The sequence below is a fragment of the Flavobacterium sp. AC267 genome (assembly GCF_979258715.1).
The window spans coordinates 1,938,801-1,960,395 of record NZ_OZ409875.1 but is presented as its reverse complement, the minus strand read 5'-3'; the positions used below and the strand labels follow the sequence as shown (position 1 = coordinate 1,960,395).

Annotated in this window: 22 protein-coding genes, 1 tRNA gene and 2 pseudogenes; 18 read left to right on the top strand and 7 right to left on the bottom strand. The window is 33.4% G+C overall.

Annotated features, from left to right (window positions below):
- Positions 1-11: 11 nt before the first annotated feature.
- From ACZZ95_RS10105 to ACZZ95_RS10095, 3 genes and pseudogenes are all read right to left on the bottom strand, one after another.
- A pseudogene (locus ACZZ95_RS10105) lies at positions 12-1,542 on the bottom strand (SulP family inorganic anion transporter).
- 245 nt (positions 1,543-1,787) lie between these two features.
- Positions 1,788-2,000 carry a hypothetical protein gene (locus ACZZ95_RS10100; protein WP_463468926.1) on the bottom strand — a complete coding sequence of 71 codons (213 nt, stop codon included), beginning with the start codon at positions 1,998-2,000 and terminating at the stop codon, positions 1,788-1,790.
- A gap of 35 nt (positions 2,001-2,035) precedes the next feature.
- Positions 2,036-3,025: a hypothetical protein gene (locus ACZZ95_RS10095; RefSeq protein ID WP_463468925.1), complete on the bottom strand. Its 990-nt coding sequence runs from the start codon at positions 3,023-3,025 to the stop codon at positions 2,036-2,038.
- Between the two features lie 422 nt (positions 3,026-3,447).
- Here ACZZ95_RS10095 and ACZZ95_RS10090 point away from each other — a divergent pair, with 422 nt between their 5' ends.
- The 3 genes from ACZZ95_RS10090 to ACZZ95_RS10080 all read left to right on the top strand — a co-directional run bounded on the left by ACZZ95_RS10090 (position 3,448) and on the right by ACZZ95_RS10080 (position 5,599).
- Positions 3,448-4,209, top strand: coding sequence for a sensor histidine kinase (locus ACZZ95_RS10090; protein ID WP_253251045.1), 762 nt, complete (start codon positions 3,448-3,450; stop codon positions 4,207-4,209).
- The gene (locus ACZZ95_RS10085) at positions 4,182-4,895 is read left to right on the top strand and encodes a LytR/AlgR family response regulator transcription factor (protein ID WP_463468924.1); all 714 of its coding nucleotides are present in this window, start codon (positions 4,182-4,184) and stop codon (positions 4,893-4,895) included. Before ACZZ95_RS10090 ends, ACZZ95_RS10085 begins: the two co-directional genes overlap by 28 nt.
- Positions 4,896-5,158: 263 nt before the next feature.
- Positions 5,159-5,599 carry a tetratricopeptide repeat protein gene (locus ACZZ95_RS10080; RefSeq protein WP_463468923.1) on the top strand — a complete coding sequence of 147 codons (441 nt, stop codon included), beginning with the start codon at positions 5,159-5,161 and terminating at the stop codon, positions 5,597-5,599.
- 57 nt (positions 5,600-5,656) lie between these two features.
- Here ACZZ95_RS10080 and ACZZ95_RS10075 read toward each other — a convergent pair whose 3' ends face one another.
- The gene (locus ACZZ95_RS10075; protein ID WP_463468922.1) at positions 5,657-5,935 is read right to left on the bottom strand and encodes a DoxX family protein; all 279 of its coding nucleotides are present in this window, start codon (positions 5,933-5,935) and stop codon (positions 5,657-5,659) included.
- Between the two features lie 532 nt (positions 5,936-6,467).
- On the opposite strand from ACZZ95_RS10075, the gene ACZZ95_RS10070 reads away from it, so the two are divergent.
- The 15 genes from ACZZ95_RS10070 (at position 6,468) to ACZZ95_RS10000 (ending at position 18,355) form a co-directional block, all read left to right on the top strand.
- Positions 6,468-6,809 carry a hypothetical protein gene (locus ACZZ95_RS10070; RefSeq protein WP_463468921.1) on the top strand — a complete coding sequence of 114 codons (342 nt, stop codon included), beginning with the start codon at positions 6,468-6,470 and terminating at the stop codon, positions 6,807-6,809.
- A gap of 678 nt (positions 6,810-7,487) precedes the next feature.
- Positions 7,488-7,805, top strand: coding sequence for a GIY-YIG nuclease family protein (locus tag ACZZ95_RS10065; protein WP_463468920.1), 318 nt, complete (start codon positions 7,488-7,490; stop codon positions 7,803-7,805).
- A gap of 304 nt (positions 7,806-8,109) precedes the next feature.
- Complete coding sequence (locus ACZZ95_RS10060) at positions 8,110-9,345, top strand: TMEM143 family protein (protein ID WP_463468919.1); 1,236 nt, start codon at positions 8,110-8,112, stop codon at positions 9,343-9,345.
- A gap of 22 nt (positions 9,346-9,367) precedes the next feature.
- The gene (locus ACZZ95_RS10055; protein ID WP_463468918.1) at positions 9,368-9,883 is read left to right on the top strand and encodes a DUF2199 domain-containing protein; all 516 of its coding nucleotides are present in this window, start codon (positions 9,368-9,370) and stop codon (positions 9,881-9,883) included.
- 231 nt (positions 9,884-10,114) lie between these two features.
- Positions 10,115-10,708, top strand: a complete 594-nt coding sequence (locus tag ACZZ95_RS10050; RefSeq protein ID WP_463468917.1) for a cupin domain-containing protein — start codon at positions 10,115-10,117, stop codon at positions 10,706-10,708.
- A gap of 45 nt (positions 10,709-10,753) precedes the next feature.
- Positions 10,754-11,218 carry an Mpo1 family 2-hydroxy fatty acid dioxygenase gene (locus ACZZ95_RS10045; protein ID WP_463468916.1) on the top strand — a complete coding sequence of 155 codons (465 nt, stop codon included), beginning with the start codon at positions 10,754-10,756 and terminating at the stop codon, positions 11,216-11,218.
- Positions 11,219-11,322: 104 nt separating this feature from the next.
- A complete protein-coding gene (locus ACZZ95_RS10040; RefSeq protein ID WP_463468915.1) occupies positions 11,323-13,164 on the top strand; it encodes a TlpA disulfide reductase family protein in 1,842 nt (613 codons plus the stop codon).
- A gap of 117 nt (positions 13,165-13,281) precedes the next feature.
- Positions 13,282-13,962, top strand: a complete 681-nt coding sequence (locus tag ACZZ95_RS10035) for a metal-dependent hydrolase (RefSeq protein WP_463468914.1) — start codon at positions 13,282-13,284, stop codon at positions 13,960-13,962.
- Positions 13,963-14,111: 149 nt separating this feature from the next.
- A complete protein-coding gene (locus tag ACZZ95_RS10030; RefSeq protein WP_463468913.1) occupies positions 14,112-14,927 on the top strand; it encodes an alpha/beta fold hydrolase in 816 nt (271 codons plus the stop codon).
- A 235-nt stretch (positions 14,928-15,162) separates the two neighbouring features.
- Positions 15,163-15,870: a hypothetical protein gene (locus tag ACZZ95_RS10025; protein WP_463468912.1), complete on the top strand. Its 708-nt coding sequence runs from the start codon at positions 15,163-15,165 to the stop codon at positions 15,868-15,870.
- Positions 15,871-15,933: 63 nt separating this feature from the next.
- Entirely contained in the window at positions 15,934-16,179 is a 246-nt protein-coding gene (locus ACZZ95_RS10020) for a hypothetical protein (protein WP_463468911.1), read from the top strand.
- A complete protein-coding gene (locus ACZZ95_RS10015; protein ID WP_463468910.1) occupies positions 16,154-16,537 on the top strand; it encodes a dihydrofolate reductase family protein in 384 nt (127 codons plus the stop codon). The genes ACZZ95_RS10020 and ACZZ95_RS10015 overlap by 26 nt, the downstream gene beginning before the upstream one ends.
- 26 nt (positions 16,538-16,563) lie before the next feature.
- Positions 16,564-16,755 carry a hypothetical protein gene (locus ACZZ95_RS10010; RefSeq protein WP_463468909.1) on the top strand — a complete coding sequence of 64 codons (192 nt, stop codon included), beginning with the start codon at positions 16,564-16,566 and terminating at the stop codon, positions 16,753-16,755.
- Positions 16,756-17,177: 422 nt separating this feature from the next.
- Positions 17,178-18,059 carry a hypothetical protein gene (locus ACZZ95_RS10005; RefSeq protein ID WP_463468908.1) on the top strand — a complete coding sequence of 294 codons (882 nt, stop codon included), beginning with the start codon at positions 17,178-17,180 and terminating at the stop codon, positions 18,057-18,059.
- 77 nt (positions 18,060-18,136) lie between these two features.
- Positions 18,137-18,355 carry an immunity protein Imm33 domain-containing protein gene (locus tag ACZZ95_RS10000; RefSeq protein ID WP_463468907.1) on the top strand — a complete coding sequence of 73 codons (219 nt, stop codon included), beginning with the start codon at positions 18,137-18,139 and terminating at the stop codon, positions 18,353-18,355.
- Positions 18,356-18,674: 319 nt separating this feature from the next.
- Here the strand turns inward: ACZZ95_RS10000 and ACZZ95_RS09995 are convergent.
- The 3 genes and pseudogenes from ACZZ95_RS09995 to ftsZ all read right to left on the bottom strand — a co-directional run bounded on the left by ACZZ95_RS09995 (position 18,675) and on the right by ftsZ (position 21,534).
- A tRNA-Arg gene (locus ACZZ95_RS09995) sits at positions 18,675-18,748 on the bottom strand.
- A 74-nt stretch (positions 18,749-18,822) separates the two neighbouring features.
- On the bottom strand, positions 18,823-19,272 hold the full coding sequence (locus ACZZ95_RS09990) for a GatB/YqeY domain-containing protein (protein ID WP_095953488.1): 450 nt from the start codon (positions 19,270-19,272) through the stop codon (positions 18,823-18,825).
- A 266-nt stretch (positions 19,273-19,538) separates the two neighbouring features.
- Positions 19,539-21,534, bottom strand: a pseudogene (gene ftsZ, locus ACZZ95_RS09985) (cell division protein FtsZ).
- Between the last annotated feature and the right edge of the window lie 61 nt (positions 21,535-21,595).

Here is a 21,595-nt window from a genome sequence, read left to right as displayed (position 1 = left end):
ATTAACCATTATCAAGACACCACTTTATAAGTCGGATCTTCAATAACATTGACATTAATAACCGCATCGGCATTTTTAAGTAATTGCCTGCAATCTGCGCTTAAGTGTTGCAATTCTATTGTTTTGTTTTCTTGATTATATTTTTTGGTCAGATTATTCAAGGCTTCAATTGCCGACATATCTGAAACGCGACTTTCTTTAAAGTCAATAATCACATGATTTGGATCGTTTTTTATATCAAACTTTTCCATAAAAGCCGTTATAGATCCGAAGAATAACGGACCGTAAATTTCATAATGCTTTATTCCTTCTTCATCAACATATTGTCTCGCACGAATTCTTTTGGCACTTTCCCAGGAAAAAACCAAAGCCGAAATAATCACACCAATTAAAACTGCCAAAGCCAGATTGTGCGAGCACAATCGTGATTAAAGCAACCAGAATTCCAACGAAAATATCATGTCTTGGCATTTTGTTGATAATCCTGAAACTTGCCCATTCAAAAGTAGTAATCGCAACCATCATCATAACACCAACTAAAGCCGCCATTGGCAGTTTACCAATTACAGGCGCTCCAAAAAGTATGATTATTAAGATCGTTAACGAAGCAATAATTCCAGAAAGTCTTGCTCTCGATCCAGCGCCAAGATTTACCAAAGTTTGAGCTATCATTGGGCATCCTCCCATTCCGTAGAAAAAGCCGTTTAAAATATTAGAGCTTCCCTGCGCAATACATTCACGATTGCTGTTTCCACGCGTTCCTGTAATTTCGTCGACTAAATTCAGCGTAAGCAAACCTTCCGTCAAACCAACGGTCGCTACAATTACGGAATAGGGAAATATGACTTTTAAAGTCTCAAAAGAAATTGGAATATTCGGAATATGAAATGGAGGAAAACCGCCTTGAACCGAAGCAATATCTTCTACCGTTTTGGTTGGGATATTAAACACAATTACCAAAGCAAAAACTACCATAATAGCAACTAAGGAAGCTGGAACTGCTTTTGTAATTTTAGGAAAAACCAAAACAATCGCGACTGTCAGTACAACCAGTCCGAGCATAATATATAAAGGAGTTCCCTGAAGCCAGGAAACCTGACCGTTTACCAGCGTTTTAAACTGCTCCAGTTGCGACATAAAAATCACAACTGCCAATCCGTTTACAAAACCAAACATAACGAGTCGCGGCACTAACCGAATAAATTTTCCGAGTTTAAAAAGTCCGATACAAATTTGCACTACTCCGCCAAGTGCGACTGCGGCAAAAACATATTCTATTCCGTGCGATTTCATCAGGGCAATCAAAACAATTACCGTTGCTCCCGCTCCGCCAGAGATCATTCCGGGTCTTCCGCCAAATATAGCGGTCACTAAACCCGCAATAAATGCGGCATATAATCCGACCAAAGGCGGAAATCCAGCCAAAATAGCAAACGACAAAGATTCTGGAATCATGGTCATTGCTACGGTTAAACCGGCTAAAATTTCATTTTTATAATTGACCTTCTGGGTAAAATCGAAGAGTTGGAACGCTTTTTTCATGGCACAAAATTAGAAAAATAATATGCAAAAAAAGAACAAACCTTTTCGTAGTGAAAAAGCGTCAGGAAATTATGCGATAAGTTAAAACAGCTGTATTATCGTAACTGTTCTAAAAGGAAAATTAAAATCGAAAGAATAAAACCTACCATCTTGACAGCTTATTTATAGAATAAAATTATTAAGCAAAAATACTTACAAAAGAAACAACTAAAGTCGCGTATTTACACCTGTTTTTCAATATAAATTTAATCGAGTCTCACACAGGTATATCCCAGACAATGTACATAATCCATAATATTATCACACTCGAGGTCAATTCCTTCTACTCTTAAAATTTTATCACAATCTTCCAGATCAAAATTAATTTTATAATTAGGAAATTGAGTTTGAATAACGGCGATTATATAGTCTTTATCAGATTCTTTCTGAACATTCGTTTTAAAAATTTCCACAACCATAGATGACCCTTTTAATTCTTGAAACATATACATCCTTACTTTCGATTAAAAAGATTATACGAAACACCAAATCTAAAATACCCTTGAGTATCTTCTTTTTGGTCGTAAACATATCGGTTTGTCCGTTCTCCTTTCTCGGTAATTCGAGCACTTACGACATTATTAAATCCGCCTTTAACAAATGCAATCAGCTTTGGGGTAAAGCTGTATTCGTATGTGATACCCGATTTTAACTCTAACTGGTTGAGTTCGTAAACACCATGCAAATTTGGGGAATTTAAATTTAGGTAAAAACTTTCAGTATTCAATTCTGTTCCTAAGGAAATTCTTCCATTTTCTAACAATTCCCTTCTAAACAATAATCGTTGGGGAAGAATGAAATCCATGTCCCATTTTGAATTTTTAAATTTATGATTAATCGAGAAAAGCGGCGTAAGCGGTACAATAGACGACGGATCCAGTAATACCAAAACACCCGCAGTAATGGTTGTAGAAGGTGTTCTTTTAAGAACCAAAACAGCAGAAGCAAATCCTTTTATACGCTGTAAATCGTCTTCATTTCCATCGACCGTTGCTGTTGCGCTGTAAATAACCGGTTTATTAAAAAGTGACGACATATAAGTGGCACTTACTGCGCCCGCCCAATAATGGATATCCTGATTTTCTCTCGTATAAGTTTGAGTAGTGCCATAATTGTAAATGTCTCCAAAATCATAACTTTCATATTTATAACGCAGTGAAGTTGTCAAAACAAAACGTTTGGATTTTGAAGCATAAAACGGAAGATTAAAAGTCGCTTTTAGTCGGCTGTGGTTTTCGATTCTTCCTCTTTCCAATTTATTTCCAAATAATTCCGAATCGTAATTCGATGGTCCAAGTTGTTCGTATTGTATGTCAAAAGTCCGCGTTGTGGGAAATTTGTCTACAATTGCTTTTCCGAAGGTTTTCATTCCTGGTTCTTTTTCCTGGGCCATGGTCTGCAAAGAGGTAAATACAACGATTAACGAAATGATTTTTGATTTCATAAACTTGAAAATAGGAGATAAATTTGTTTTTGGAATGAATTATAAATTCGATTCAAAAGTAATTTACAAGCTCCTATTATAATAGCAATTTTATACCAGTGGCGTATGATTTATACGAATGGCGTTGGTATAATTTCCCTCTTACAATTGGTTAAAAACTATACTATTATACTATTTTTGCCGTTATGACGCTTCTTAAAATATATCAGAACTTTTTCCTCCGAAACCTTATCGTCCATACTTTCATCTTTTTTGTAATTTTGGCATGCGTGTATGACGAAATTCGATTAGACGGTCATTCGTGGTCGTATATTATTAGCAAAATAAGTGTTGGTTATTTTCCTTGTATCGTCTGGATTACCATTTTTAATCTTTTCATTATTAAGCGATTTTTATTCAAAAAAAGGGTAAAAGTATTCTTTATGCTTTTTGCTGTTTATTGGACTACTTTTTATTTTTTTATGAATTGGTTTTTTCCGCTTATGGGTTTAGGAAATTTCAAAACGCTTCAAATATTATCACTCATTATCAACGGAATGTTCTTTTATTTTATTCATGTCGTGATTACCAAAAAAATCATGGACATGGACAAGGATATTATGAACTTCAAGTCGGAACTTTCGTTTTTAAAACAACAGCTCAATCCCCATTTTTTATTAAATGCCATGAATAATCTCTACGGAGAAGCATTGGCAGAACCTGATAAAGTTCCAGACAGAATCCTGAATCTTTCCGATTTACTTCGCTATCAGATTGAAGCCACTAAAAAAGATTATGTTTTGGTTGAAGAAGAAATTGCTTTCGTTAAAAAATATATTGAATATTACACTTTTAGAAATGAACGTCTTAAAGTAACGCAGTTTTTTGAAGGCGCTTCTGATCAAATTGAAATTCCGCCTTTATTCTTTTTACCTTTGGTAGAAAATGCCGTGAAGTTTTCTGCTGAAACCGAAGCACCTTTTATTAATCTGGACTTAAAAGTAAAATGTCGAAATTTGACTTTTACCATTAAAAACAATTATCTGGATTCGGGATCAAGGCTGTCGAGCACAGGAATTGGAATTGAAAATCTAAAACGACGTTTAGAAGTTTACGGTCTGCATCATGATTTGAGCTGTAAAAAAGAGAAAAATATGTTTGTTGTAAAATTAAGTATATGGCATTTACCTACCGCTGTCTTATAATCGACGACGAGTCGCCGGCACACAAAGCGCTGGCATCGCACATTTCGAAGTTTGACGATCTGGAACACTCCGGAAGTGCTTTCAGCGGAATGGAAGCAGTAAAAATGCTCAACGAAAACACTTACGATATTATTTTTCTGGATATTAATATGCCCGTAATTTCGGGTGTCGAATTAATGGAATTACAACCCAAAAGGCCACTCACGATTGTTACCACAGCCTATTCAGATTTTGCGCTTTCAGCCTATCAAAACGATGCGATCGATTATCTGCTGAAACCTATTTCGCTGGAAAAATTCTCCAAAGCGATCGAAAAAGCCAAAACATACTATTCGGGAAATACGCTTAAAAAAGAAAATATTCTTACTGAAAAAACATTTTCGTACCGCACCAACGGACAAATGTTTACTATGCCTTTGAGTGATATTTTGTACATAGAAAGTCTGGGTAACTACATGAAACTATATAGCAAAAAACTAAAATCGCCCGTTATTATTTATGGTTCGCTTTCTAATATTGGCGAAGAAATTAACTGCTCCAATTTTATACAAGTCCACCGCTCTTTTATTGTAAATACCAAAGAGATTACAACGGTTACTTTTAAATCGCTTACACTATCTAATGGCGAAATGATTCCTGTAGGAAGGAAATATCAGATTTTATTGGATGGTTTGGCAATTAGATAATTTGCCAATTTAGATAATTAGATAATTTTTGAAAAGCTCAACTTTTTTTGGTTGGGCTTTTTTTGTGTTCGATTTATTATAAAAGTTGTAAACTAAAAAATCTGTAGTTTTAATTTCTATTAATTTTTTGTAATAAAAAACTTATATTTGTGAATTAAAAAAATATAAAACATGATTGGAGACGAAAAAAAATTACTCGAAGAGTATATAGAAATTGCGAATAATTATTTAGGAAAAAAAACATTAAAGAAGCTATAAAATCTATGTCAAAAGCTTATGAACTTTTTCCAGATAATATTGGAGTAATTGGATATTTAGCTGGTCTTGAATGCCAAGAAAAAAACTATGACGAAGAAATAAGGCTAAGGTATAAAATGATAGAAATTATAGAAGCTAAACAATATTCTACCGGCTATATCTATAATGATCTTCATCCTTATTTTATGTTGGGCAATACACTTAGCCTTGTAAAAAGATACAAAGAGGCAATAGAAATTACAAAAAAAGCATTAGCTCGAGTTGAGGATGAAGACTTAAATGTAAAAGCTACTTTGCATTCTAGATTGTGTAATGAATATTTTCAATCAGGTGACTATGAAGAAGCATTACTGTATGCTGACAAATCGCTTGAAGTAGATTCTGAAAATCAACATCTTGAAGAAATAAAAAAGACAATTCTTGAACGTGGGAATTCAAAAAAATAATTAAAAAAAAGCTGTAAAACCAAAAATTTATAGCTTTTTTTTAAAGTTAAGAACCTTCTATTTCCTTCTCAAATACCCAATTGCCCCACTCGACCATAAAGCCCAAAGAATCAAAACCGGCTGAAAAAACAATCGTATCAATCGCGCCTCATCTGTGTTCATTCCTAAAGCATCTATTCCGTTTAAATACTGCGCGATATTTCCTGGAAAAACCAGTACATAAAAAATAGCCAAGAAAATCCCCAGTTTCACTTTATGATTCGTCATAAAAACGAGAGCAAGACCTATAGCCATCTCTGCGATTCCAGAGAGAATAACAACAAGATCTTTATCCATCGGGACCCAATTGGGAACCTGAGCCTGAAATTCTTGTCTTTGGTAGGTAAAATGTCCAATTGCTCGCCATGATCATAAAAATCCCTAATAGAATTCTAAAAAAATTCTGCGTCTTTGTAGTTGATATATTTTCCATATATAAAGAGTATTAATTGTAAAGTTTGTTTATTAGTTAAAAAACTGATAATCAAATTTAAGATAATAGTCGCAAAATAATATTTCAAGTTGTCGATATATTAATTGTATAATCCCAATGTTTAGTATAAATAATGGGCGGTTTCATTGGTCTCAGACAAATTATCATTCTTTGTTAATTTTTTTCTTCAAAAAAAGATCTAATCTGAATAACTTTTCTTACTTAATTAGTTAAATTCGCGTGCTACAAAACCACTAAGAATATTTTATAACCAATGAGCATTTTTAATTTATTTAAACGATCAGATATAGAATGTCCGAGATGCCTCGGAAAAGGATTTGTTGACTGGGATGATATTGTTCGTTTAAATAGACAATTAAAATGGGTTCCAGCTCCATGCGCCTATTGCAACATGCAGGAAGGGTTCCTCTAGAAATGCTTTCTAAGGTTGCTGTAGACTGTATGTACCTTACTATTGACCTGCCAGAAGCTGTAATCGAAAAAATAAAAGAAGGCGACAAAGAAACAATAGAAAAAGGACAGCGACGCGAACTTTTTATTGACAATCTTATTCAATTTGCGGCGTATTATTATCTAACCCAAAATATGGATGCAGAAAGTATTGCCAATTTATATCTAAACACAGAAGAAGAATCTGCTCTTTTTTCTGTAACGCGAGAAGAATTAATCAAATACGTTCAAGGCGTAATCGAACTAAAAAGATCAGAACTGAATTAATTCGCCCAAAGTAAAAAAACTTAGAAACTCAGCCTCTCAGAACCTTAGAACCTCCTCGAAAAAAACCCGTATAAATACGCATAGCCACAACTTTATTAAGTGGTAATATTGCTATGAATAATTTTTAGTTAGAATATAAGTTTTCTTCAAGAGAGCTTTTTAAATTTTTTGTCACTTTTTTTTTGGAACACGAAGTGGAATTTCAAATCGCTGGTAACGATTAGAAATTTCACTTTTTTTTTGTTTTTGATCCTCAGTACAAATTATCTTAGAAAATCTACAGCCATAGTTTTGTCATCATGAGGAACGAAGGATCACACTCGGGAATCGACAAAGATTTGCTGTTTAATTTTCCATACTTCGCACGGTTTGTCATCCTGAGGAACGAAGGATCACACTCGGGAATGGACAAAGATTTGCTGTTTACTTTTCCATACTTCGCATGGTTTGTCATCCTGAGGAACGAAGGATCACACTCGGGAATCGACAAAGATTTGCTGTTTACTTTTCCATACTTCGCACGGTTTGTCATCCTGAGGAACGAAGGATCACACTCGGGAATCGACAAAGATTTGCTGTTTACTTTAGGGAATTACTTTATTGAGTTTCTAGTGTGATCCTTCGTTCCTCAGGATGACAAAAAAATAAAACACGTATATTCGTACAAAAAAAGTAAAAATGTTTAATTCTCAAGATGGGTATCATACTTACTATATTTATATTATTACAAACAAAAATCGATCAACGTTCTATATTGGGGTCACTCAAAATTTAAGAGAAAGACTTAAGCGACATAAGGAAAACATTCAAAATAATGTTAAAACCTTCGCTTCTAAGTACGGCATTGAATTTTTGGTGTATTACGAGAAATTCACTTGGATCCAAGAAGCAATTACAAGAGAAAAAGAATTGAAAGGATGGATTAGAGTAAGGAAAATTGATTTGATAAAAGATTTTAATCCAACTTTTGAATTTCTGAATTATCTTTTTGAATAGTTTTATCATTTTTCACACCTTACAATTTGTTGAATAACTTCACACAGTTTTGTCATAGAAATCAGGATGACAAACCGTGTGAAGCATGGAAAAGCAAACAACCGATCTTTTGTCGATTTCCGAGTGTGATCCTTCGTTCCTCAGGACAACAAAATTGTGCGTGGTATGGAAAATAAAAGCAACCAGCCTTTGCCCCTTTGCTCCTTTGTCCCTCTCTCACTTTACTCCTCACCCCTTTGCCCCTCAAAAAAAAGAAGTACTTTTGCGTTTACTAAACGCCACGGAAATAAAGCCCAAAATCAAAATGACACGAGAACATTATATCCCGTTCAACAAAGAATTTTTACTCGAACAGCAAATTGCGGCTTTCGCCGAAGACAAGCAAAAGGTTGAAGATTTTAAAAAGTTATTTGATATAATCGAACATTATTATCATTACGAATCTTTTAATCTTAACCGAAATCTAAAGCAAAACTACGCACTGTATGATCCAGATTTGAGCGAAAAAGAACGTGAAGGTTTTATTGGCAAAAGTGATTTTTCGGTTTTTAAAGCCACTTTGCTTCAGGTGCTGGAACGCGGCAATTATTACCGAATTAACGAAGAAATCTTAAAAGAAGCATTTGAAGAATCAGACTTAATTGGTTTAAGTCTGGCAATTGATTTTAATGCTTTTAAAGATTACGAACTATACGCCCGAGGGCATCACAAAGCAAAAGAAAAGGTCAAGAAATATTTTTTCTGGAAGAAAGAAGTTGAAATCGAATATTACGATCGCGTTCTTATTTACCTCAATTACAGCGACGCCGATTATCTGGCTCAAAAGAAGGTCAAATTAGGTAAAATGCCTATTGACCCAGGTTCTATCGCTTTGAAAATTTTTAAGCGTGTTCCCAAAAATGATCTAGAAACGATATTTCCAAATGCACTTCCTAAAATGTCTTTGAAGGATAAAATGTTGCTTTGGGTTCCTGGAGTTTTTGGTGGAATTTCCCTTTTAAGTGCCAAGGTAGTTCCGGCGCTTATCAATATGTATGATGCGTATCAAACGGGCGAAACGATTGATTTGTTAAACAGTAAAACTTCCTTAAATCAAGGATTAATTGCTTTGGGAATTCTGGTCGCTTATTGTTTCCGTCAATACAACAATTTTATTAATAAGAAAATCAGATATTCTAAAACGCTTTCAGACAGTTTGTATTTTAAGAATGTCGGAAACAACAGCGGTGCATTCTACTCACTTTTAAATTCATCTGAAGAAGAAGCTTTAAAAGAAACAATCTTGGCTTATGCCTTTTTAAACAGAAGTCAAAAACCATTAACTTCTGAAGAGCTAGACTCGCAAATTGAATCTTGGTTTTCTTCGCACTTAAAAACTGAATTGGATTTTGATGTAAATGATGCTTTACTAAAACTAAAAAGTATTGGCATTGGAAAAGAAACAAATGGAAAATGGCAGGTTATTCCGCTAAACGAAGCGCTTGTCAAAATTGATGAATTGTGGGATAATGTTTTTGAGTACAATCAGAAGTCAGTTTAGAATTATTTAAAGAAAACAAAAAATGTATACCTACAAATGCTCTTGTTGCGGCGAAACTTTTGACGAAATGCCCTTATGTTTTGGCAATGAATTTCCTGCGTACTATTTTTCCATTCCGCCAGAAGAAAGAGAAAACCGAATTAAATACGGCGTAGACTGGTGTTATGTAGATGAAGAACATTTTTTTCACAGCGGGCAATTAACTATTCCAATAATCGATTATCATGAAGATTTAGTTTTTAATGTCTGGACAACAATAAGCGAAGACAATTTTTGTCTGCGAATGGATTTATGGGAAGATCCAAACCGAATTAATCAAGAGCCTTATTTTGGATGGATGCAGACCGATGTTCCTACTTACGGCAAAACAATTTCTCTAAAATCAATTGCCATTGAACAAGGCTTAGGATTGATTCCAGAAATAAAAATGATCGAAGAAAATCATCCCTTAACCATCGATCAGGAAAACGGAATAACCTTTGAAAAAGCGGTTTCTATCGTCGATGAAATTATGAAAATCCAGCACGGTAAAAGCTAAAAACAACTTTTTTACTGATTTCTTTAATCTGTAAAATTAGTATTGAAGCTGTATTCAAAAAAAAAACATATACATCTGAATATCAGCGTTTTTAAATTAAAATAGAAACGATTTTTTACCTAACTTCGTTTCTACTCCCATCAGTATTTTAATTTAAAACCACTTAAATTATGAAAACTCCGTTAAATTCCAGACGTGAAGCCATACAGCATATAAGTTTATTTTCTCGGCGTGCCTGTTTATATCCTTTACTTTCTTCTTGCGAGCAATCCAAAAACAGATAAATCAGATAACACTATTGCATTAAAACCTCCCGTTCCTTTTCTAATTCCTCCTAAAAAGCCCTTAGAAATTGGAGATTTAGGCAGTAATATGAGAACGTTAATTCATAGTTCTCAAACCAATAAGCAATTTTCTTGTGTTGAAGCAGTTCTAGCGCCGAAAAAAATTGCAGGTTCTCCTCATAAACATGATAATCTAGACGAACTGATGTATGTTCTTGAAGGCACTGCATCCGTTTTATTGGGCGACGAAGTAATAAAAGTTTCTGCTGGAAGCTGGCACTTAAGACCCCGAGGAATAGTTCATGTCATTTGGAATTCAGAAAACGAAAACTTACGATTGATTGATATGTATTTTAACCAAAATTTCGAAGATTATCTAGAAGAACTGTATCATAAAATTATACCCGAAGTTATAGAACGTAAAATATCTTTTGAAGATCCAGAAATAGCAAAACGTATCGCCGAACTAGATAAAAAATTTGGATTAACTTATTATCCCGAAAAGAGCGAACCGCTGATTAAAAAATACGGATTAAGCTAAAAGAAATTTTATTAGATTTACCTATCTAACCTTAAAACCAAAACAATGAGAACATTAGAACAATGGTTTGCAGAATATGCCGTAAGTCATCAAAATCCAACAAACAAAGCGATACATTATATTTGTGTTCCCGCGATTTTCTTTTCGATTGTGGGTTTATTAATGAGTATTCCGAGTGGAATTATTGCCAATACTTTAAAACTAAATCTGCCGATTATTGAAAATTGGGCTTTTGTAGTTTTACTTTTTGTTCTTATTTTCTACATTAGATTATCGTTTGCAATGGCTTTTAAAATTGCTGTCTTTTCAGGAATCTGTTTGGTTGTAAACTATTATATCGGACAAGTTGTTCCGCTGTGGGCATTTTCTATTGGAGTTTTCATCATTGCCTGGATCGGACAATTTTACGGACATAATATCGAAGGAAAAAAGCCTTCTTTCTTAAAAGACCTTCAGTTTTTATTGATTGGACCGGCGTGGGTGGTAGAGAATTTGTTTTCAAAAAAATAATTTTTGCTAATATTTTCTTAATAAAACAACAACAGATGTAATAATACATAATTTTACATCACGTTAAACAATTAAGAAATAAACAAACAAAAAACCAAAAACAGATGAAAAAATTTACCATTTTGTTATTCTTTACCGTTGTTAGCACTCTATTTTCTCAAAACGGAAAAATCTATTTAAAAGATTCTAAATTTAAAATTGGTCTTGCAAACACCTATGTTTACGAACCTCCCAAAGGGCTTGTGATAGAAGAAAATTCTAAAGCAAATGTTCTGTATGTTACCGATGATGATTTTTCTGCCGATTTAAATACTCTGAAAAAAAGTGGCAAGTTTTATGAATTCACTACAAAAGTTCCAGATTCTGCCAGACTGATTATGGTAACCATAACCGATTTGCAAAAAGTTGCCGACAACAATAACGATCAAGGTTATTCTGTACTTCTAAGAACTCAAAATGAAACAGAACTGGGTAAAACTTTAGTTAACGAGATTTTCGTTAGAGGTTATAGCAATTATTTTTTAGGCTTAAAAATAGATGTAAAACCAGAAAACCAAGTTGCTAAATATGAAGCAGTCTATGCCAAATATCCGAAATTAAAAGATGATAAAGTTTCTGTAAATTATCTATACATCAAAAAAGCGCTCAACAAAGAACAAGGCGATAAGGATTTATTGGCTTTTGCCGCTAAATGTCTCGAAAAAAATACTGAAGAATATTTAAATCTGGCTTACAGTATTTACCAAGGCAGTAATATGCCCGAAGAAGCAGAAAAACTCGGAAAAGAAATTTCGACCAGATTTCCTGAAGGCAAAAATGAAAGAATGAATTTTATTAGAAAATTCTATGAGCGACCCGATAAAACTGAAGCTTCAATTTTGGAAAGTATAAACGCCTTTAAAACTAAATTTAAAAATTCCCCAAAAGAATCATTAAATTATTTTTATCAAAGTCTGCTGACCGTCTATCTGGATAAAGGCGAATTTGAAAAAGCAATTGCACTTGAACCCCACCTTAAAAATGCCAGCGATATTTACAACAATTTCGCCTGGGGACAATCGGGCGGTGATTTGACTACGCCGGTAAAAAACATTGATTTTGTAACCAAAATTTCTCAAAGATCCGTTTATCTTCTGGAAGAGAAAAGCAAACAAAGTTTCAGTAATCAATATCGTGACCAGTTTAATATGTATGCAGATACTTATGCGCTTTTACTTTACAAACAAGGTAAGTATCAAGAAGCATTTAAATATCAAAATGCAGTTAAAGAAAAAAACGGATTAGACGCTGGAGGAAAAGATCGTTATCTGGCAATGCTTTCTAAAGTTAAAAGTACAGACGAAGTACAAGTTTATGTTGAAGATGAAATCAAAAATAAAGGAGTTACCTCTCCAGCATTTCTTTCGAAACTAAAAGAAATTTATATCGAAAAAAAGGCGCCAATTGCAGAATATGATGCAATTAAGCAAAAATCGGATGTCTTAGCAAAAGAAAACAAAAACAAAGCCCTTCTTGAAAAATTTGGAAGCACAAATGCATCTGATTTTACTTTAAAAAATATGGAAGGAAAAGAAACTAAACTTTCTGATTATAAAGGTAAATTGGTCGTTCTTGACTTTTGGGCGACATGGTGCGGTCCCTGCAAAGCTTCTTTCCCAAAAATGCAGAATTTAGTAACCAAATATAAGGGTAAAGATGTTGAATTTTTGTTTGTTAACACTTGGGAAAATGGCAAAGAAGATGAAATTTTCAAAAAAGTAACCACTTATATAACAGACAAAAAATTTGATTTTAATGTAGTATTTGATTCTAAAGCCGAAGTGGTAGCTAATTATAAAATAGAAGCAATTCCAACCCGTATTCTTATTGGCAAAGATGGAAGCATTTTATTCTCTGATAATTCTAATACGAATCTAGGAGACCTAATTGACGAACAATTAAAATAAATATTTTTTACAATTTTAAAAATTCAAATGCGCAGTACTATATACTGCGCATTTTTTATTGGTATCTTTATTGAACTGAATATCAATAAATTATTAATTTAAAAAAATACATTTATTATGAAAGTAACCTATTACGGTCATTCGTGTTTTTCTGTTTTTGCCAATGAAAAACACCTCCTCTTCGACCCTTTTATTACACCAAATGAATTAGCAAAAGATATTAATGTAGATGAAATAAAAGCCGATTACATTTTTATCTCACACGCGCATTACGACCATATTCTTGACGTTGAAAGAATTGCCAAAAATACTGGAGCGAAAGTTCTTGGTAACTTTGAAATCTATAACTGGCTTTTAAAAAACGGAATCGAAAATGCACATCCTATAAATCCCGGCGGAAAATTAAGCTTCGATTTTGGAACCGTAAAATGTGTAATTGCACAGCATCCAAGCAGTTTCATGGACGGAAGTTACGGCGGTATTGCCTGCGGTTTTGTATTCACGACTTCTGACGGAAATTTTTATTACAGCGGCGATACGGCGCTGACTTTAGACATGAAATTAATTCCCGAATTTACCAAACTTGACTTTGCTGTATTTCCAGTTGGCGACGGTTTAACAATGGGAATTGAAGAAGCAGTCAAAGCCGCAAGACTTGTAGAAGTCAATAAAATATTAGGCGTTCATTATGACACTTTTGGTTTTATCAAAATGGATCACCAAAAAGCTCTAGATGAATTTCAAAAGGCAGATCTTCATCTTTTTTTACCAAAAATTGGCGACACAATCGACTTATAACACTTTTTAAATATCGTGAAAAAATATTTTTTTAGCGAAATAAAACGGAACGATAACGTTGCTTTTTCGTTGAAAGCTGATTTCTAAATATTTTTTCAAAAGGCACTAAAATTGTTTCTTATTTCATTATTAACCAAAAACTTAAAGTAATGAACACATCAAAAATAGACGCTTCAAATTCAGAAACCCAAATTGCGGCTTTCGCCGATAAAAAAATTGCTTATCGTTCTATTGGCAGTGGATTTCCTATTATCTTAATTAATCGTTTTAGAGGAACTCTAGATACGTGGGATCCATTATTTTTAGAACTGCTGGCAGAAAATTATCAGGTTATTACTTTTGATTACTCAGGAATTGGGTATTCGACCGGAAAATTACCAACCGATATTAAAGAAGTCGCCACAGACGTAAAAGATCTTGCCGATTTTCTAAAAATCAAAAAAGCCGTATTAATGGGCTGGTCTTATGGCGGATTAGTAACGCAGGCGGCAACATTTCAATATCCCGAACTTGTAACGCATACTGTTTTACTGGGAACTGGTCCCGTGGGAGAAAGAGTCGTTCCGCTGGAGCAGGCTTTTCTTGATTCTGCCTTAAAACCTATAAATGATTTTAATGATGAAATTATACTTTTCTTCGAACCTGAATCTGAAGAAAGTAAAAAAGCGACAAAGGCTTCTCATGACCGAATTGCCAAAAGAATTGACGTTTCTAAGATTCCATCCACCATGGAAGTATTTCAGCTTTATTTTGCAGGAGGTGAAGGTGCAGTTGCAGACAAAGATAATTTTAGAGATAAACTAAAAACAACACAGACACCTATTTTAATTATTTCCGGAGACCATGATATTAGTTTTGCTGTAGAAAATTGGTACACGCTGACCAAACAGCTTCCAACGTCACAGTTAATTGTACTACCAAAAACAGGGCACGCTCCGCAAAGCATCAAAATATTCCACTGGTAGTAAATTACATCGATAATTTTTTACAGAACACGCAATAAGTTTAATTTTCGGAAAAGTTAAAAAGCTGGGCAAAAGTATTTTTATACTTTCTGCCCGTTTTTATTTCGTTAAAAACCAATTAAAAAAAACAGTACATTAGCAAAACAATTCACTCAAAATCAACAACATAAACAAAACACATATTCTAAAAAAAGTAAAATTCACTACTATTAACTCTTACTTAAAAAAATATCTAATGAAAAGTAGAATAATTATATTGATATTATTTTGTTTTTGCATAACAGCAAAAGCACAAAATAAGTATTTTGAAATTTACACAGATTCTATTGCGCTGAAAAATCAAAACAATGAACTGATTCAGGATATTGAAGCAAAAATAAAACGCATTGAACCTGCTTTTAGCTTTAAAGGACTTACTACAGAAATTCCCACAACGTTCATGTACGGACAATACCGAACCAAGACCAACAAAATCTACCTGCGACCTTGGCAGATAGGCGGGCCGCCTATGGAAAGTTTCCTGACTGAAATTTCGGGAAGTCTTGAAAAAGGAAATTCGCTGGTCGCTTTGTTTTTTTATGGTTATTTTTTACCTCATGAAGTGGGACACGCCTTTCAATACCACGCCAAAAACCTCCCTAAAAATGCCTATGATGAAGAATATCAGGCAAACGAATTTGCAGTTTTATATTGGAGAAGTGTGGGAAGACAAAAAGAATTAAAGCAATGCTATGAAATGGCAAAATTGGTACTCACAAAACTAAAAAACCCAATACCTGAAAATGCCGAACCAAAAAAGTATATGACAGAGCATTATGAAGAATTGGTAAAAGATCCTTACAAATACGGTTATATTCAATTTTCTCAAATCGTAAAAGTAATGGAAGACAAGTCACTGTCTAGTTTTGATAGTTATGTGAAGGAAAAACTCACTAAGAAATAACCGATTTCATCTATTTAAACTGATTTGTTTTTTAAATTTGAATATAAACAAAACCAATATATTATGAGAAAAATAATTGTTTTGTCAATGATTTCATTAGATGGCGTCATGCAGGCGCCAGGCGGACCAAAAGAAGATCAATCAAACGGATTCAAATATGGAGGCTGGGTGGCACCATTTGGGGACGAGGTTTACAATACAGCTGTAAAAAATGAAACAAAACCAGCCGATTATCTTTTAGGCAGAAAAACTTTTGAAATTTGGGAAGACTACTGGCCGAAACATGCTTGCAATTTGGCCGGGAATTAATGAAGGTAATAAATATGTTCTCTCTACAACCAGAAAAGAATCAGACTGGAAAAATTCTAATTTCATCAAAAGTGTTGTCGCTATAAAAAAACTAAAAGAATCCGATGGCGCAGATATTCAAGTTTGGGGAAGCAGTGAACTTGTTCATTTATTATTAAAAAATGATTTAGTAGATGAGCTCCGATTTAAAATTCATCCGATATTATTGGGTAAAGGAAAAAAACTTTTTGATCATAATGCGCATCCGTCAGGATTTACTTTAATAGAAAATACAGTTACTACAACTGGAGTAATTTTAGCCAGTTATAAACGTGCTGGAGAAGTAAAAACAGGAAATGCAGGACAAACTGATAAGTAATTTATTTAAAGTTAAAACATACAACCATGGAAAACAACAAAACTCTTTTATTTACTTTTAGAATTATAGCAATCATTTTAGGCGTCGTTTTATTCAAACAGTTCGATTTTCAAACCCTAAAATTTGAAAAACCAGCTCTGGCAATTGTGTATGCCATTGTATTTGTATTTTCAATTTTTGTTTTGATTAAAAACAGTAAAAAACGAATTGATAAATAAAATTGCGTATTCTGAAAAACATAAAAAAGCCTGTTTCTATTATGAAAGAGGCATTTTTATTTTATTGTGACCTTGGCGGTACAGAATTCGAACCATTTAATGGAAGATTTGAAAATTTTAAATGATGTTTAATTTTTTAATTCGACGTTAATATTATTATTGATTAATCGTGTTTGTGCTGATTCAATAAAGCAACAAGTCCACTGAATTTTATACACTGTCAGTACCAAAAGCATTCAACGAATTAAAAGTTCTTTTGATTATTTATAAGTTTATTATTATATATTTGATAATAAATAAACCCTGACCCTTGTCAGACATATCTACCCAATTTTGGGGTGATAAGTCTGATGTTGTCAGTAGTATAAAAAAGTTATAGGCTATGGCAGAACGTGACAACCACCAAATAACATCTTGACTAAATGATTCCACAAAAAATACAAGCATTATTTGAGTTTATCGATTTTTTGGACAAAAACAAAGCTGAATACATTCAAAAATATATTCCTCTTTGCAATGAACTTAAAGAACTTGATAAACAAAGAAGCGTATTAAAACCAAACGAAAATTATAAAGACAAACAGTCTTACGACAGCATTCAAAAACAAATAGAGGAGAAATTTCAACCTATTACAGATAATATTTACAAACCTATCACAAGTAAATTACGAGAATTAGAAATTTGGTCAGGTGATGATGTTTTTACAAGTATTTGGAACAACAATTTTTCTGAAATATCAGATTTCAAAAGAAATTTTTCAGAAGAAGACTTAATACAAATTTTTCAATACAAACAAAAGTATCTGAGTTTTAGAGCTGAAGCTAACAGCGATTTTCTTTGTATTTCATTTTTACTTTTCAACTTAGACGAAATACTGAAAGAACTTTTTAATTTTTTTAAAGACACAAACGAAAACGAATTTGACAGTTTTGAATCTAAAATAATTGAAGTTAAAAATTTTGCTGAAATAGCAAAAAACCTAAAAGAAAACATCGGAAAAAATGTAAAATATTCTATTCCTAGTGAAACTATTTTTGGAAAAAAACACACAACACCACCGACAAAAACCGCAGACATAAAAAATGAATTTAATGTTTATAATTATAATATGAGAGATAAAATTGAAGTAGGAAATATTTCTAATAACAGCGGACAAATTACTTTAGGTAAAGACAACAAAATAGATGTAAACGCTAATGACGAACTTTCTAAGAAATCTTATAATTGGCAAAAATGGGGAATAATAATAGGTACTATACTTACATTTATCGGAATCATAGTTGCAATCATTTATTCAAATTAATAAAACAAACAACTCAACAAAAACGGAAAAGCCACAGCCCATAACAGCCATTACAACGGATTTGGGCAATTAGCTTAATGGAAAAAGACGAAAACAGAGATTATGTTGACACAGGTTGGAGAATTTTATCAGGAGACGAATCAGATGAATATATGGATAACTCGGAAAATGTAAGTTTAGTTTCTCTTGGAGCTGTTTTATCAATAGACGATTCCTTTATATATTTATTGGAATCTGAAGTCGGAACAAGTTTTGAGCGAAATGAAAAAGGAATTTTTGAAAAAATTAATGAATAAAAATAACTACGGCTAACAGCGGTTTGGCGAGATTAAGACTTTAGGGTTAAGGGGAAGTTGGTTTTGTATTTGGAATAATTTGCTTCGCCTGTTCGCTATCGCTCGGGTCGCAAATCCGAAGACTGGGCGTAATTTAGTCTCAAACCCGCTATGATATTAATTAGATCATCTATGCAGAAAACAAAATCCTTAATGGGATTCGAACCAAAATTACTTGCAAACATTGAGACTTTATACAATTAAAGAAATCACTAAGGGTTTTCGAAACCATAAAAAAAGCCTGCAAAATATACACTTTGCAGGCTTTCATTTTTTATAGTGACCCCGGAGGGGTTCGAACCCCCAACCCTCAGAGCCGAAATCTGATATTCTATCCAGTTGAACTACGAGGTCAATATTTAAAAAATCAATTTTTTAAATTCCAAATTCCAATACTAAATTGGAATTTGGAATTTCTATTTTGGAATTTAAACTAATAATTTCTTTACAATTGCAGAGATTGTTTTTCCTTCAGCAGTTCCGCCTAATTGTGCAGATGCTAATCCCATAACTTTACCCATTGATGCAATTCCAGAAGCTCCAGTTTCAGCAATGATTTTCGCTACAACTGCCTCTACTTCTTCTTCGCTTAATTGAGCTGGTAAAAACTTCTCTATTACAGCAACCTGAGCCAATTCTGGTTCCGCTAGATCTGGACGGTTTTGCTCTGTAAAGATTCTTGCGCTTTCTTTACGTGTTTTTACTAATCTTTGAAGTAATTTAATTTCTTCGTCTTCTGATAATTCTTCTTTAGAACCTGAAGCAGTTGAAGCCAATAGCAATTCAGATTTAATTGCTCTTAATGATTCTAATGCTACTGTATCTTTTGCTTTCATGGCCGTTTTAATCTCGTCCATGATTTGTGTTTGTAAACTCATCTTTTATTTTTTTTATTTAAATAAGCAGTGCTTATAAATTGATATTTGTACTGAAAGCATTTCAACTTTAGATTATTTATTTGTCAGGCTGAGCGAAGTCGAAGCCCTTCTATACTAATACTCCTTTTTAATAAGTTAGGAAGATAATATTTCTTTTATAAATAACCTTTAAAAGTCAAATTTTAAAATTCTGTGCGAAGATAAAAAAAATAACCCGAAAATTAAATCCAATTTTCGGGCTATCCTAATATTATGATGCTAAAAAATTAATCTACGTTGTCGTGCAAAAATGAATTGTTTGAACGTAGTTGTAAATCGTTGTTACTATCTGTTCCAACAGAAATTCTAGAATTCGTATTATTTGATTGTGAATTCGATAAATCAATTCCTAATCTTTTGTAAGCTGGTTCTTTTTCCAACTCGTCAATTCTAGAAACATTATTGTGGAATTTATAATTAAACTCTTTTAGTTTTTTTCTTCTTTCTTCAGCTCTTAAACGAAGTGTTTCTTCAATTGTCAATTCCATTGGAGAAACTTCAGAAGTTGTTGTATAATCAGCCTGGCTTGCAAAATCAGGTCTTGGTTTCAAAGTAATATTTAATTCCTCTGGAACAACATCTTCAACCACTTTTTCAACTGGTTTAGACTTCATTAAATCATTTTCAACTTCCATATATTCTTCTAGAGAATATTTGATAATTCCGTTATCAGAAACTTCTGTTACCGGTACAAACTGTACAGGATCATTTACTTTTATCTCACGAGTTTCATTTGTCAATTCAAACAAAACTTTGTTATCCTCAACAACTGGTTCTCTTTTTACAGGTTCTTGCTTAAACAAAGGAAGATCAAAAGAAAAAGTAGTTTGCTCTTCTCTTTCAAATACTCTCTGTTGCTTGCACAGGCTGTTGTTGTTGTACTGGCTGTTGCTGTACTTGTTGTACAACTGGAGTTTCTGGTGCAGAAATTGTAAAATCAATATCTGTAATTGGCGAAACAATTTCAAAAGTTACATCCAAATTCTTGATAAACTCAGACATTACAACTAACTCTTCCTGATTGATTGCTGGAGCAACAGCTTGAGGAGTTGGAGTAAATGTCTCATCTTCATCCATTAAATCAAACACAACTTTATCTTCCGTTTTTGTTGTAGGTGTATCAACTGTTAAGTCGAAAGAAGTAAGAGGTTTGTTAGTTAAATTATGAACACTTCTCTGCTCATCTTCTAACGTATGAATAATTTTTTTAGGTTCTGTGTTAACGATTTCATTTTGTTGTTCTACATCAAAACCTGTAGCGATAATAGTTACTGCAATAGCTTCACCAAGAGTTTCGTCTTCACCAACTCCCATGATAATATTTGCGTTGTAACCTGCTTCGTCTTGAATGTGATCGTTGATTTCTCCGATTTCATCCAGAGTAATCTCATTAGTTCCAGAAACGATAAGCAACAATACGTTTTTGGCACCTGTAATTTTGTTGTCGTTTAACAAAGGAGAATCCAAAGCCGAAACGATAGCCTCTTTTGCTCTGTTTTCACCTGTTGCCACAGAAGATCCCATGATCGCAGTTCCGCTGTTCGCTAAAACAGTTTTTGCATCACGTAAATCGATATTTTGAGTATAGTGGTGCGTAATTACTTCGGCAATACCTCTAGAGGCAGTTGCTAAAACTTCATCCGCTTTTGAGAATCCAGCTTTAAAACCAAGATTTCCGTATACTTCTCTTAATTTGTTGTTGTTGATTACAATTAAAGAATCGACTTGCTTGCGCAGTTTCTCGATTCCAATAAGTGCCTGCTCCTGACGTACTTTCCCTTCAAATTGAAACGGAATCGTCACGATACCAACAGTTAGTATTTCTCTTTCTTTTGCTAGTTGCGCGATAACCGGAGCAAGACCTGTTCCTGTTCCTCCACCCATACCAGCAGTTATAAATACCATCTTAGTATTTCTATCTAACATTTTTTCGATATCAGAAATACTTTCGATAGCAGACTGTCGCTCAACATCTGGGTTTGCTCCCGCTCCTAATCCTTCAGTCAAATTAACCCCTAACTGGATTTTATTTGGTACTGAACTATTTTGAAGCGCTTGCGAATCGGTATTACAAACGATAAAATCTACGCCTTTAATACCTTGCTTAAACATGTGATTGATTGCGTTACTTCCGCCTCCACCTACACCTATGACTTTGATTACATTTGATTGATTTTTTGGTAAATCAAATGAAATACTTCCAAATTCTGAGTTGCTCATCATCTTTTTGGTTTTTGAAATTCTTATTTAGTACATTTTTTACTTCTTGACTTGGGGCAAAAAG